The following is a 14,095-nucleotide window of genomic DNA, read 5'->3' as shown; positions in this document are numbered from 1 at the left end:
GCACTACGCGGCAGAGCTCGACGACATGCGCCGGGTGACCCGGCAGCACCTGGTGGCGCAGCCCTTCGACGGCGAGGAGGGCGAGTACCTCTACGCCCTGCAGGCGCTCCTGGCCTTCCTCTGCACCATGGGACCAGGCTACGCGGCGGCCGACGGGCACCGCGGGCCCGGGCGGACGCGCCGTCCGCCCGGGGCCCCGCGGCGGCGCGGGGTCAGGACGGGGCGCGGAGGGCGTCCACGGGTTCCATCCGGGCGGCGCGCAGGGCGGGGTAGAGGCCGGCGAGGAGGCCGACCATGGCGCCGGCGACCGGGGCGCCCAGGGCGAGGCGGAGGTCCAGGACGGGCGTCCAGTCCTTCACGGCGGCCACGCCGACGACGACCACCACGCCCAGGGCCGCGCCCACGACGCCGCCGAGGAGGCCGATGGTGGTGGACTCCGCCAGGAACTGCCCGGCCACCTGGCGCCGGGACGCGCCCAGGGCCCGGCGCAGTCCGATCTCGCCGACGCGTTCCATCACGGTGACGAGGGTGACGTTGGCGATGCCGATGGCGCCCACGACCAGCGAGACCAGCCCGAGGACCAGGAACAGGCCGTTGACGTCGCCCTGGACGCCCTTCCTGGCCTTGGACAGGTCCGGCGGGGCGGTCACGGTGAGCGCCTCCTCGTGTCCGGGGGACAGGGCGACCGGCGCCTGCCGGGCGACCTGCCGGGCCGCGCCGAGGGAGGTGTTGACCAGGACCCGGGTCACGTTGTCCATGCCCATCCGGTCCGCCGCCGTGGTCGGGGGCAGGATCACCGAGGCGGACAGGCGCTGCTCGCGTTGGAACCCGCCGAGCACGCCGATCACCGTGTACGACTGCCCCTTGAAGAAGACGGCGGGGGCGTCGCGTACGTCGTCGATGCCCAGCACCCGGGCCGCCTGGTCGCCGAGGACGGCGACCCGGTCGTGACGTGCGATGTCACCGGTGTCGAAGAACCGGCCGGTGGCCATCGTGCCGCGGACCGCCTCCGGCAGCGCCGGGGTGGCGGCGACGACCGCCAAGGTCTGCTCGGTCAGCGCGCCGGGGGCGACCACGTCGTTCGCCCGGACCTGGACGTTCGCGCTGCCGTCGGAATCGGACAGTGCGGCGGCCGACTCCACACCCGCGAGGCGCTCGACCGCTCCGACACCCGGCCAGTCCACCAGCGGCGGATCGGCGGACCCCGGTGGTGGGGACGGCACCACGACCGTCACCGAGGTGGCGGTGAGGGCGTCGAACCGGCCGACGATCTGGTTCGCCGCCGTCGACGCCACGCCGATCGTGATGACCAGCGTGCCGATGCCCAGCACCGTACCCAAGGTCGTCAGCGCGGAACGGACCGGGCGGGCCAGCACTCCGGCCAGGGACTCCGACCACAGGTCCCGCGGGTCCATGAAGGGGCGTTCGTGGGCGGCGCGGCGCCGCACGCCACGGATGCCGGGCCTCATGCGCCCTCCTGCCGGAGCATGCCGTCGCGGATCCGCACCCGCCGGCCGGCCCGTCCGCTCACGGCGTCGTCGTGGGTGATCACCAGCAACGTCATGCCCTGGGCCTGCAGTTCGTCGAAGAGCGCGAGCACCGACTCGGTGTTCTCGCTGTCGAGGTTGCCCGTCGGCTCGTCGCACAACAGAAGGGCGGGCTCGCCCATCAGGGCCCGGGCGATGGCCACCCGCTGCCGTTCGCCACCAGACAGGCGGCCCGGCAGGAAGCCGAAGCGGTGCCCGAGTCCGACCCGCGTCAGTGCGGTCCGGGCGCGCTCGGCGCGGGTGCGGCGCGCACGGCCCGGGCGAGGGGTCCGGTAGGTCTCGGCGAGCATGACGTTCTCGTCCACGGTGCGGTACGGCAGCAGGTGGAAGGACTGGAACACGAAGCCGATGCGGCTGCCGCGCAGCGCGGTCCGCTCGGGATCGCCCAGGGCGTTGGTGAGGACCCCGTCGAGCCAGTAGCTGCCCGACGTGGGCCGGTCCAGCAGGCCCAGGGTGTTGAGCAGCGTGGACTTCCCCGAGCCGGAGGGGCCGACGATCGACAGGTGTTCCCCTCTCCTGACTTCCAGGTGCACGTCGCGCAGGGCGTGCACGGGTGGGTCGGTGTCGAACACCCGGCTCAGGCCGGTGAGCCGGATCACGGTGTCCGGATCCGGCGCCTGCTCAGGGGCCGGGCCAGGCGGTACGGGTCTGTGCCTCACCGTCCGACCACCACCTGGTCGCCCTCGTCCAGCGAGCCGCCGTCCGCATTGACCTCGACCTGCCCGGCGGCCGAGAGGCCCACGGTGACGGGCACGTTCACCACCGCGCCGTCGCGGTCCACCCGTACCCGGGCCTTGCCGTCGGCGCTGGTGTGGACCGCGGCCACGGGCACCACCAGGACGGCGCCCTTCGAGGCGCCCACCTCGATGGTCACCTTGGCGGTGCCGCCCGACTGGTCCTTCAACGGGCCGGGTTCGGGTACGGAGATCACCAGCTGGACCGGAGCGGACGGGTCGGCGCCCGGCTCCGCGCCGGCATCGGCACCGGGTTCGGCCCCGCCCTCGTCCTTCGCGTCCGCGCCGGTGCCGTCGCCGTCCTTTCCGGTGTCCGCCTGGTTCCCGGCGCCGCCCACCTGCGCGACGACGCCGCGCACACGGGTGCCGTCCGCCGTCTCGATCCGTGCGGTCATGCCCTCGCGCAGCGCGGAGCCGTCGGCTCCGGGCACGACGGCCCGCACCACCACGTCGGAGCTCGTCACGGTGGCGACCTCGCCGTCCGGGGTGTCACCCAGGCGCACCTTGACCTTGTCGACCCGGACCGGCAGATCGGGCAGGAAGACGACCTCGCCCGCCGGGACCTTGGTGCCGTACGTGGCGGTGAACGCGCTGAGCGCCGCGTTGGCCCGGTCCAGCCGCTGCCGCGCGGAGCGCAGTTCGAGAGCCGACGCCTCGCCGGAGGCCGGCGGGCCCGCCGTGCCGGAACCTCCCTTGCCGCCCTCGCCCCCGCCCTCGCCCCCGCCTTCGGCTCCGCGGCCCTGCGCCGCGAGGACCGCGAGCTGCGCGTCGGTGACGGCGGCCTCCAGGTCGCCCAGCTGCTGCTGGTCGGCGACGCCCGGCTGCTGCGGCGTGAACCCCTTGCCCTGGTACCAGCGGGTCACCGCCGACGCGGTGCCCTGCCGGTAGTCCCCGCTGACGGCTCCCGGATCGTGCCCGATCCTGCGCAGCGCGCTCTGCAACTGCCTGACGTCGTCGCCCGAACTGCTGGGGCCGAGGGCCCGGTACATCGGGACCGAGCCGCGCAGCACGAACACCGGACGGCCGTTCACCTGCATCAGGACGCTGCCCTCGCGCAGTGTGGCACCGGCTTGCGGAAGCCTGGTGACCCGCTGGGTCGCCTCGCCGTCCCCGGAACCGCCCGCGGACCCGACGGATCCGGAAAGCGACACCCCGTGCGGTGCCCCGAACTCCACGCCGCCCTGCGCGATCACGCTCGCGGTCAGTTTCCGGCGTTCCACGGCGACGGTGACGGGACCGGCCTCAGGCGGCCGGCGCGAGGCGGCGGCGTCGGCGGGCGACTGCATCTGGGTACCGGCGAACCAGCCGCCCGCGCCGACGAGCGCGACCACGCCCACGATCATCCCGACCTGCTTGCCGCGCCCGTTCGGGCCGCTCGGCAGACGCCGGCTCATCCGGTGATCCCGTAGAGGGGGTGCTTGGCGAGCTTGGGGAAGTACGCGGCGCGGAACTCCTTGCCGCACTCCAGGTCCTTGCGGGCGATGGTGATCTCCTGGGTGAGCTTGGCCCGCGCCGTGTCCTGGTCCATCTTCTGGACGCCGTCCTGCGGGGTCTGCTGGGCCGTCGCGAACTTCACCATGTCCCCGATGGCGGTCGGCTGGGTCGTCGTCACCGCGATGCCCTCGTCGCGCAGGCAGGACGCGAACCGCTGCGCCAGGGAGATCAACCGTGGGTCCCCGTTGAGGGCCTGCTTCGCGGCGCGGTCCCGCTCCTCGTTCGCGGCGTGCTCACGGTCGAGTTCGGCCTGGGACTTCTCCGGCCCGTAGGCCTTCTCGATCCCCTCCTTCACACATCCCGGAAGCATCACCTTCTTCCCGCTCGCGAGTTGCTTCGCGGTGCCCATCGCCGTGTCGTAGGCCTTCCGCTGGGCCGGGGACAGTGCGTCGAGGTAGGCCTCGTCCGGGTTGATCATCTCCCGGGCCTCGTGGGCCTTGCTGCCGGGGACGCCGGGGTCGTCCGGGTAGACGGCGGCCGCGAAGAAGCCGAAGCCGTACTTGTCGCGGTACTTCTTGGCCAGTTCGTAATCCTGACCGTCGACCGGGATGGCGGCGGTTTCCACGCCCGACACGTGCGGCGTGTAGGTGAAGCCCTTCTTCCGCATGCAGGCGGCAATGGTGTTCTGCGACACGTATTGCTGTCTGGTCCCCTCGTCGGCCCCCTCGGGGATCGCCAGTTCACCGTTGACGGCGGCCCGCGAGGGCGGCGTGTGGCCGTCGGAGGAGGAGCCGGCGGATGCGGCGGTACCGCCGTCGTCCTGGGTGCATCCGGCGAGCGCGAGGGCGAGCGCGAGGACAACGGCGGCCGCGGCCGGCCGCAGTGCACGCGTGGTGGGTGTGGGAGGCATGTCGTTCCGTCACTTCGTTCGAAAGGTGTCACGGCGGGGCGATGCGCCCCGTTGACGTCCTCAACCCGGTGGACCACCGCTCAGGGATGAGCCGTTTCCAGCGGTGTGACGCACATCACGGTTCGGGGAGGGAGGCCTGGTCGGCGGCGGGTGTTCCCCGGGCAACCGAACGGCGCCCCACCCGGTTGGAACAGGAGTGAGGAGTTCAACCGGGACGGGAGCGCGATGGCAGGGGGCCTGCACGGTGCGGGAGTCGGGGCCGGGCCGCCGTCCCGTGGAGGGGAGTGAGGACCATGCGCGCCGCACCTGACGAGCAGTGGCACGAGACGGAACAGGCGCTGCGCCGCCTTCTGCATGACGCGGTGCCGCAGACCGCCGGCCCCGCCGACCGCATGACGCGGATCAGGTGGCGTGTGCAGCGGCGCCGGCGGCGCCGCGTGGCAGCCGCCGGCGCGGTCACGGCGGTGGTCGCCGTCGTGGCCTGCGCGACCCTCGTACCGGGGCTGCGGCCACCGGGCGAGGCACGGCCTCCGGCCGACGCGGCGGGAGAGCGGCACGCCCTCCCCGCAGCGACGCCCTCGCCGGGAGCCACGGGGGACCGCACGACGGTCCGCCTCCTGAGCGGCACCGGACTGACGCTGCGGGTACCGCGGACCTGGTACAGCCTGTCCGTCGACGACCGTGGCACGGCGACGGGCTTCGTCGCCTCGCAGCTCCTGAGCCTCCCGTCACGCGACTCCTGCCCCGACCTGGCGGAGGAAGCGCAGCCCGCCTGCGAGCCGCTGGAGGAACTCGGCGAGGACGGGGTGCTGATGACGTTCCGTACCACCGTGACGGGCAAGGCCGGCCCGGCGACGCCCCTCACCCTGGGCGATCCGGTGGCCGCGGGAAAGGGCTGCCAGGTACTGCGGGGCGACACGGAGATCCCCGCCTGGGGTTACGGCCGCTCGGCGGCGTACGGCAAGCCCTTCGAGGTGCGCATCGACGTGTGCCTGCGCGCACCGTCGGACGCCACCCTCACCACGGTCACGGAGGCCCTGAGGACGGCGTTCCCCAGCACCGGCGGGTGACGGAAGACGGCTGGCCCGTGGACCGTCCGGGAGACGGCGCGTTCCCGGGCGTCCCGGCACAACCAAACCCTTGCCCGGCATGTCGTACATGGAAAGCAGGCAAGAGCCGCAATGCAAGGGGGAACCATGCGTGCGAAACGATACGGGGCGGTGCTGGCCGCCCTGGTGATGGCTGGTGCGGGGGTGGCCGTGGCAGTGCCCGCGGTGGCCGCGGCGCCCGCGGCGGCGTGCCCGACGGGCTGGGGCAGCCTCCCGAAGTCCGGGACCGACGCCGACCTCGGGTCACTGACCGACATCAGGACCGGCAGCCACGAGTGCTACGACCGTGTGGTGTTCGACGTGCCCACCGCCGGCACGGTCGCGATCGGCTACACCGTGCAGTACGTCGACGCCGTCCACCAGGACGGCTCGGGGCGGGTCATACCGGTCTCCGGCGGGGCGATCATCGAGATCCGGGTGGCCGCCCCCTCGTACGACCCGCAGACCGGCGCCGCGACGTACCCGGGCCGCGCGGGGCGGACGCTGCCGGGCGTCGACCTGACCGGCTACCGGACCTTCAGGGACGCGAGGTTCGCGTCGAGCTTCGAGGGTGACACGCAGGTGGGGCTCGGTGTGCGGGCCCGGCTGCCGTTCCGGGTGTTCCAGCTCTCCGACCGCCTGGTGATCGACGTGGCCCACACCTGGTGAGGCGCTCCCGCCGGCCGGGCCCGGTGGCGTGGCGCCACCGGGCCCGGCCTGGGCGGCCACGGCCTTGACCGGTAACTCCTGTGAATTCCCGGGGCGGTTGAACACTCCGGGGGTGGTGTCCGTATGTGTGGACGGCTTGTCGTGTTCAGGCCGCCAATCATCAGGCGCGCAGGAGGGTTTCCTTGGTACGCAATTCGCGCAGACGTGCTACCGGCACACGTAGTGGCACCTTTGTAGCCGTCGCCCTGATGCTGGGAGGCGGTGTCCTGGTGACGGCGAACGTGTTCGCCTCGGCGACCGAGGGGGACTCGTCGGGTCAGACGGCCCAGACGACCTCCGCGGGCCAGGCGATCACGGTCGACTGTCCGGACGTCGGCACGGAGCTCACCTCCGTGCCCGAGCAGGCGAAGGAGGACGTCGACAAGGAACTCGCCCTTCTGGACCAGCAGATAGCCGAGGCCTACCAGAGGCTGAAGGAGACGTCGGCAGCCCAGCAGCAGGACCCCGGTTTCGTGGACAACGCGGTCCTGGGCCCGCTGAAGGACAAGCGCGCCGCGACGATCGCGCGCATCCTGCAAGCCATCGACCGCGTGGGGGACCCCCCGCAGGGTGTCGAGGGCCTCGCGGGCTGCACGGTCCGCTCCACCGATGCCCAGGAAGGTCAGGAGGGCCAGCAGGGTCAGGAGGGTCAGGAAGGCAGCCCGCAGCCGTCCACGGGTGACGGCGGCCAGAACGGCCAGGGCGCCCCGGCCGGGCAGGGCGGCGGACAGGGCGGCAACGGCCCCGTCGTGGCGGACTTCGCCGACATCATGAGCGTGAACCCGAACGCGCCGCGCGGCCCGCAGCCGTCGGACGCCTCTTCCGGCACGTTCTCGTCCGAGTGCGGTGTCAACGCAGGCGGCCTGTTCAACTCCGACAACATCATCGTCGCCCCCGGAGTGACCAACGGCGCCCACCACTTCCACGACTACATCGGCAACCAGTCCAACAACGGACTCGCCACCATCGACGACCTCGCCAAGGCGGAGACGAGCTGCAAGGACCAGGGCGACAAGTCGTCGTACTACTGGCCCGTGCTGCGCGTGCAGGACGGCACCGTGGAGCGGGACGCCGGGGCGCCCGGCGGCGGCACCGAGGGCAACGCCGGGAAGATCGTGACCCCCAAGGAGGTCACGCTCACGTTCGTCGGCAACCCCGTCAGCAAGGTCACGCCCATGCCGCGCCTGCTGCGCATCATCACGGGCGACGCGAAGGCCTTCGTCAACGGGCCGGCCAACGCCAACGCCTCCTGGAGCTGCACGGGTCTGGAGGACCGGCAGCTGAAGGACAAGTACCCGCTCTGCCCCGACGGCAGCGACGTGGTCCGCACCTTCCGGTTCCAGAGCTGCTGGGACGGCCAGAACGTCGACAGCGCCAACCACCGCACCCACGTGGCCTTCGCCGACGCGGGCGGCAACTGCCCGCAGGGCTTCAAGGCCATTCCGCAGCTCGTCCAGCGCATCGTGTACGACGTCCAGGCGCCGAGCGTCCAGGACGGCGGCAAGACGGTGCCGTTGTTCGCGGTGGACTCCTTCCCCGAGAACCTGCACAAGCCGATCACCGACCACGGCGACTTCATCAACATCTTCGACGAGGGCCTGATGCAGGAGGTGGCCGACTGCATCAACCAGGGCCGCACCTGTGGCGCCGGCGGCGACGGTGCGGAGGAGCCCGGCAACGGCGGGAACGACGACCCCGGTACGGAGGAGCCCGGCAACGGCGGGAACGACAACCCGGGTACGGAGGAGCCCGGCAACGGGGGCAACGACGACCCCGGCGCCGAAGAACCCGGTAACGGCGGGAACGACGACCCCGGCGCCGAAGAACCCGGTAACGGCGGGAACGACGACCCCGGCGCCGAGGAGCCCCCGGCGGACAACCCGGACGACGACCAGAACGGAGGCGGCGACACCCCCGACGCTCCCGTCACGGTGACGCCCAAGGCCGACACCACGCCTACGGCGGGCCAGGACGACACCGCCAACCCGCCCGCCGGCGGCCACCAGCACCACGGCGAGGAGCAGGGCGGGCAGCAGGGCGAAGAGCAGGGCGAGGAGCAGGGCGGCCAGCAGTCGACGGCGCCCGGGCAGTCCCCCGCCCCCGGCGGGTTCGCCCCGAGCCCCGCGGGACAGGCCAACCAGCAGGCGATCAACGGCGGTCTGGCCGACACCGGGACCAACCTGTGGCCGGCCGGCCTCGGAGCGGTCCTGGCGATCGCGGGATTCCTCCTGCTCCGCCGGGTGAAGCGCGGCGCGCTCTAGCTCCGCTTCCCAGGCGGCCGCAGTGAAGTCCCCCTTGGCGACCGGGCGTAGCGCCCGGTCGCCAAGGGCGTCGTCCGGCTAGTCGGGGACCCCGGCGCCGTCCAGGAGCCGGTGCATGTCCTCGGCGGGCAGACCGGGGTTGCCGGCGGCGTGATGGGTCGTGCCGGGGTCGTCGAGCAGTTCGCGGATCAGCGGTACGGGCAGCCGCGGGTGGCGGGCCGCAGCCCATCGCCGGTCGGGGTCGCGGGCGAACTCCTCCAGGGTCCGCACGGGCAGGTCCGGGTCGGTCAACGCGAGACGACCTTCCTCGGGGTCCGCCGAGTCCGCGAAGCGCTCCGCGAGGCCCGCGGCGGGGAACCGCGGGTGGTTGGCGAACCACATGACCGCGCGGTGGGTGCCGTTGAGGTAGAGGTCCAGCAGGGTTTCCGGCGGCGGTTCCGGGTGGAACTCGCACAGCAGGAGCCGCACGGCGAAGTCCTCGTCCCGGGACAGCAGTTCGACGTACTCGGGCTCCAGGCCGGGGCACACGGCGGCGCTGCGGCGCAGCCATGTGTGCGCGGAGGTCGCACATCGCCGCAGGACCTCCGGGTCGTCCCGCGCCTCCCGCACCCAGTCCAGCACGTCCAGGCGGTCCTCGGGGCCCACGGTGTAGTCGACGGCCGCGCGTTCCCGCTCCGTCAGCTCCGGCCTGGCGGAGACGACCAGCCGCACGTGCGGATCCGGGTGGGTGGCCAACCGCGCGACGAGGTCCGGAGGGAGGGAGGGGTTGGCGGCGACGGACGCCGGGCGGTCGCCGGTGACCAGGCGTTCGGCGAGCTCACGGCTGAGCAGCCCGCCGCGGAGCACCGTGGCCCGGTCCCAGGGGTTCGTAAGGCTCTCCACGAGCCAGGCCGTGCGTTCTGCGTCCTGATGACAGACGCGCATTGCGGCGGCGCGTCGCACATCGAGGTCGTCGTCGTGGAGCAGCGCCTCCTTGGCGTCGTCGGTCAGGGAGTCCCACGCGCGGCAGGCCGCCTGGCGCAGGGGGCCGTCCGCATGGTCCGCCAGTCGCGCCAGGAGGTGGCCGGGCACGAGGCGCGAGATGACGGTCTCGCAGCGGATCCTCCCGTCCGGGTGGGCGAGGAGACGTTCGTACGCCCAGTCGGGCAGGGGGTCCACGCGTTTCCTGTACGGCGTCGGGCCGATGGCCAGGCCCAGGATGACCCGCGGCGACGGATCGTCGAGGAGGCGGGCCCGCTGGGCCGGGTCCGCGTTCTCGCTCTCGGCGAAGCATGCCCGTAGCGCCGGGTCCGGGTCCGTCAGGATCGCGTCGACCACTTCCAGCGGCAGACCCCTGCGCTGGGCGACGTTCCGTTTGATCGCCCGGTCGTCGTGCCTGAGCAGCCGCAGCAGGACGTCCGCCGGCGCGGAGGGATTCCAGGACAGATACGCCAGGGCGGCGACGTGGTGGTCGGCCATGGTGTCAGGCACCCCCCGCCGCGCGGCGCTCGGCGACCCGGAGCGTGGTGGCGGCCGCCACGCCCGCCGCGAGGCCGAAGGTCAGCGCGGCCGGGACCCCGATGCCCAGACTGGCGGAGAGGTACAGCAGCCCCCAGTGCAGACCGGCCCCGTCCACGGCGACCCGCAGCAATTGCGAGGCGATCAGCCCGAGCACGGTCGCGCAGACCGCGCAGACCGCCATCGCGGGGAACGTGGCCCGTGTCAGCAGCACGGGCAGCCGGCGCAGCATCCACCACACCACGGCGAGCAGCAGCACGTCGGCGGCGCGGGCCAGGAGCCAGCCGGTCAGCGGCCCGCCGGACGGGGTCGTCCAGGCGCCGAGGAGCAGCCACTGGCGCAGCAGGTCGCCCGGTTCGGAGAGCAGGCCGATGCCGGGGGAGTAGGTCTGGAGGGCGGCGGCGACCGACTGGTACGAGAGCACCACGAGGGACACCGCGATCACCGCCGTCCCGACGGTCGCGGCCAGCCGGCCCGCACGCGCCGGGACGACCGCCTGGGGGAGCGGGTCCGCGCCCTTGGCCGTGATGCGCGCCGTGAGCACCGTCACCGCCGCCGCGAGCAGCGCGGCCACCGCGACGGCCTGCCGCCCGGTGGTGATCACCGAGGCCAGCTGGGGCAGGAAGCGGTAGCTGCCGTGCCCGTGCGAGGCGATCAGCCACGGCGCGGAGACGGTGACCGCCAGCGTTCCGGCCACCAGGCCCCACGCCCACACCGCGAGCAGCGTGGCGGGCCACCGGCCGTGCACCGGGGGCAGCCTGCGCAGCAGGAGCAGCGCCCCGGGCACGAAGGACGCGAACACCGCGGCGAACCGGATCTGCAGCCCGGTCCTGTACAGCGTGAGGTAGTCGGTGCCGCCCGTCGGCGCGCCGGCTGGCTGCCCCCAGCCCGGCGGGTCGTACGACCAGGGCGTCAGCCATGTGCCGAGTTCCGCGGCCGCCCGGCCGCCGATCACGTCGACGGTGCCCGGCAGGTTCAGCGCGTGCGCGCTCGACCCCGCCCACCACAACAGCGCCGTGAGCAGCAACCCCCCGGTCAGGACCGGTATCGCCGCACGCCGGTAGGTCATCGTCCGCCCCCCGCTTCGATCGTTCGTCCAGCGGGCGTTGATCATAGGGGCACCCCGCCGCGGTCCCGGGGCGGGGTGAGCCCGCCCGTCCGGATCCCACGGCTCCCGGGTGCCGGTCACCGCGCCGGCCGCGGCAGGCGGCGTCCCGGTCGCCACCAGCGGTTCGATGTCCCCCCGTGGCCCGTACGTCGACAACAGCGCACGCACTTCATGCCTCCCCACGCCCCGAATTCCGGTTACGGCGGGCGATTCTGCGGCACCCCCAGGGGCTTGCCGCAAGGCCCCCGGTGCGCTATACGTTGGGAACGGATTGGAGCGGACGAGCTCCTTTCCTTTTCTTTTTTGCCCCCGCGCCGCAGCCCGCCGGAGGGGCGTCCCGGCACCGTCGCAGCGCCGAGGCCCAGGCCCCGCCCCGAACGCAGGAAATCCCCGTACCGCAATTGCGGTACGGGGATTTCCTCACGTATATTGAGTGTTTCTGTGCGCGCACAGAAACGGCCCCTCACCGGGGGCCACTGGAATCACCATATCCGACAGGGAGCGAATGTGTCAACTCGCGAAAGAGTCGAACTGCAGAAGGAGCAGGAATTCATCGACCGGCTCTACGGGCGGGTCGACACGCTGCGCGGGGTCGCCACCCGGCGCGTCGAGGACGCGCTGACCCCGGTGGGCAACGGCATGCAGGCCCGTCTCGAACGCGACGTCCTCGTCGCCGAGCGTTCCGGTCTGCTGGCGGCCCTCAACGCGGTCGACGGCTCGCTGTGCTTCGGCCGGATCGACCTGCAGGACGGTGCCGCGCACCACATCGGCCGCATCGGGATCCGTGAGGACGACACCGACCACACCCCGCTCCTGATCGACTGGCGTGCACCGGTCGCCCGGCCGTTCTACGTCGCCACCGGGCACACGCCCATGGGTCTGCGCCGGCGCCGGCACATCACCACGCAGGGCCGCCGGGTCACCGAGCTGCACGACGAGATCCTCGACCTCGAGGACGACGACCGCAGCGGCTTCGAGGACCGCACCGGCGACGCCGTGCTGCTCGCCGCCCTCAACTCGGCCCGCACCGGCCGCATGGCCGACATCGTGCGGACCATCCAGGCCGACCAGGACCGCATCATCCGCGCCCCGCACCGCGGCGTCCTCGTCGTCGAGGGCGGCCCCGGCACCGGCAAGACCGCGGTCGCGCTGCACCGGGCGGCCTTCCTGCTGTACGAGCACCGTGAGCTGCTGGCCAAGCGCGCGGTCCTGATCGTGGGTCCCAACCCGGCCTTCCTCCGGTACATCGGCGAGGTGCTGCCCGCCCTCGGCGAGACCGGCGTCATGCTCGCCACGCAGGCCGAACTCTTCCCCGGCGTCCACGCCCGCGGCACCGACACCCCGCGCGCGGCGGCCGTCAAGGGCGGCGCGGAGATGGCCGAGGCGCTCGCCCTCGCCTTGCGCGACCGCCAGGTGCTGCCCGAGCCCGGTGCGCCGATCGTCATCCCGCACGACGACGGCGAACTCGTCCTGGACTGGGAGATCGCCTACCAGGCCCGGGACGCCGCCCGCGAGACGCGCCTGCCGCACAACCTCGCCCGGCCGTACTTCGCCTTCCACGTCATCGACGCCCTCACCGCGCAGCTCGCCGACCGCATCGGCGCGGACCCGTACGGCGGCCCCAACTTCCTCGGCCCGGACGACCTCGCGCAGCTCGGCAAGGGCGTCGCCGCCAGCGCGGGGGTGCGGGCCGCCGTGGCGGAGCTGTGGCCGATGCTCACCCCGCAGGAGTTCCTCACCGGCTACCTCGCCGAGCCGGCGTACCTGCCGGACGAGGACGCCCGGGCGATCCGCCGCGCCCCGGACGACGGCGAATGGACCCCGGCCGACGTGCCGCTCCTGGACGAGGCCGCCGAACTGCTCGGCGTCGACGACAGCGCCGCGCGGGCCGCGGCCGAGGCCGAACGCCAGGAACAGATCGCCTACGCCCAGGGCGTCCTGGAGGTGTCGCGCGGTTCGGAGTCGTACGAGTTCGAGGACGCGGAGTCCGAGGTCCTGGCCGCCCACGACATCATCGACGCCGAGCGGATGGCCGACCGGCAGGAGGAGGCCGACCACCGCAGCGCCGCCGAGCGGGCCGCCGCCGACCGTACGTGGGCGTTCGGGCACATCATCGTCGACGAGGCGCAGGAGCTGTCGCCGATGGCGTGGCGCCTGCTGATGCGACGGTCCCCGACCCGTTCGCTGACCCTGGTCGGCGATCCGGCGCAGACCTCGGAGGAGGCGGGCGTCGGCTCCTGGGAGAAGATCCTCGAGCCGTACGTCGGCGACCGCTTCGAGCACGTGCGGCTGGGCGTCAACTACCGTACGCCCGCGGAGATCATGGACCTGGCCGCGCAGGTCGTACGCATCGAGGACCCCGCCTTCGAGCCGCCCCGGTCGGTCCGTTCCACCGGCGAGAAGCCGTGGACGCGGCACGCCGGCGCGGACTTGGCCGGCGCGGTGGCGCGGGCCGTCGCGGAACTGACCCCCCACGAGGGGCGCCTCGCGGTGATCGCGCCGCGCGCGCTGCACGAGGAGATCGCCGCCCCGCTCGACGGGGTCACGGCCGGCGCCGAGCCCGACCTCACCCTGCCCGTGGTGCTGCTCGGCCCCCGCGAGGCCAAGGGGCTCGAGTTCGACCACGTCCTGGTCGTGGAACCGGCACGTTTCGGCACCAGCGACCTGTACGTGGCCCTCACCCGTGCCACCCAGCGCATGGGCATCGTCCACCGCGAGGACCTGCCCGCGTCGCTGCGCTGACCGCCACCCCCACGCCCACCTCACGACCCCGGCCCGGCCCTCACCGGCCGGGGCCGTCCGTAGTCG

10 protein-coding genes are annotated in these 14,095 nt (G+C 73.3%); 4 read left to right on the top strand and 6 right to left on the bottom strand.

Going from position 1 to position 14,095, the window contains the following annotated elements; translation table 11 throughout:
* Positions 1-212: 212 nt before the first annotated feature.
* From PV350_RS11140 to PV350_RS11125, 4 genes are read right to left on the bottom strand one after another with little or no spacing between them, the layout of a single operon-like run.
* Positions 213-1,469, bottom strand: coding sequence for an ABC transporter permease (locus PV350_RS11140; protein ID WP_499510284.1), 1,257 nt, complete (start codon positions 1,467-1,469; stop codon positions 213-215).
* The gene (locus tag PV350_RS11135; RefSeq protein ID WP_499510283.1) at positions 1,466-2,146 is read right to left on the bottom strand and encodes an ABC transporter ATP-binding protein; all 681 of its coding nucleotides are present in this window, start codon (positions 2,144-2,146) and stop codon (positions 1,466-1,468) included. The genes PV350_RS11140 and PV350_RS11135 overlap by 4 nt, the downstream gene beginning before the upstream one ends.
* Before the next feature lie 56 nt (positions 2,147-2,202).
* On the bottom strand, positions 2,203-3,675 hold the full coding sequence (locus PV350_RS11130) for a peptidoglycan-binding protein (protein ID WP_500333518.1): 1,473 nt from the start codon (positions 3,673-3,675) through the stop codon (positions 2,203-2,205).
* On the bottom strand, positions 3,672-4,625 hold the full coding sequence (locus tag PV350_RS11125; RefSeq protein ID WP_500333517.1) for a hypothetical protein: 954 nt from the start codon (positions 4,623-4,625) through the stop codon (positions 3,672-3,674). The genes PV350_RS11130 and PV350_RS11125 overlap by 4 nt, the downstream gene beginning before the upstream one ends.
* Before the next feature lie 293 nt (positions 4,626-4,918).
* On the opposite strand from PV350_RS11125, the gene PV350_RS11120 reads away from it, so the two are divergent.
* From PV350_RS11120 to PV350_RS11110, 3 genes are all read left to right on the top strand, one after another.
* Complete coding sequence (locus PV350_RS11120) at positions 4,919-5,695, top strand: hypothetical protein (protein WP_500333516.1); 777 nt, start codon at positions 4,919-4,921, stop codon at positions 5,693-5,695.
* Between the two features lie 126 nt (positions 5,696-5,821).
* Positions 5,822-6,382 (top strand): AMIN-like domain-containing (lipo)protein, encoded by a 561-nt coding sequence (locus PV350_RS11115; RefSeq protein ID WP_500333515.1) that lies wholly within the window; start codon positions 5,822-5,824, stop codon positions 6,380-6,382.
* Between the two features lie 248 nt (positions 6,383-6,630).
* Entirely contained in the window at positions 6,631-8,682 is a 2,052-nt protein-coding gene (locus PV350_RS11110) for a DUF1996 domain-containing protein (RefSeq protein WP_500333514.1), read from the top strand.
* A gap of 78 nt (positions 8,683-8,760) precedes the next feature.
* Here PV350_RS11110 and PV350_RS11105 read toward each other — a convergent pair whose 3' ends face one another.
* Together PV350_RS11105 and PV350_RS11100 are read right to left on the bottom strand one after the other, a co-directional pair.
* A complete protein-coding gene (locus PV350_RS11105; RefSeq protein WP_499510277.1) occupies positions 8,761-10,140 on the bottom strand; it encodes a hypothetical protein in 1,380 nt (459 codons plus the stop codon).
* 4 nt (positions 10,141-10,144) lie between these two features.
* Complete coding sequence (locus PV350_RS11100) at positions 10,145-11,248, bottom strand: hypothetical protein (RefSeq protein WP_499510276.1); 1,104 nt, start codon at positions 11,246-11,248, stop codon at positions 10,145-10,147.
* Between the two features lie 570 nt (positions 11,249-11,818).
* Between PV350_RS11100 and PV350_RS11095 the strand changes: the two genes are divergently transcribed.
* Positions 11,819-14,029, top strand: a complete 2,211-nt coding sequence (locus tag PV350_RS11095; protein ID WP_500333534.1) for a HelD family protein — start codon at positions 11,819-11,821, stop codon at positions 14,027-14,029.
* Positions 14,030-14,095: the final 66 nt, after the last annotated feature.

The sequence above is a fragment of the Streptomyces sp. PA03-6a genome (assembly GCF_033792765.1).
In the GTDB taxonomy this organism is placed as follows: Bacteria; Actinomycetota; Actinomycetes; order Streptomycetales; family Streptomycetaceae; genus Actinacidiphila.
Note: the sequence above shows the minus strand (reverse complement) of the source record. Positions and strands in the feature narration are given on the sequence as shown.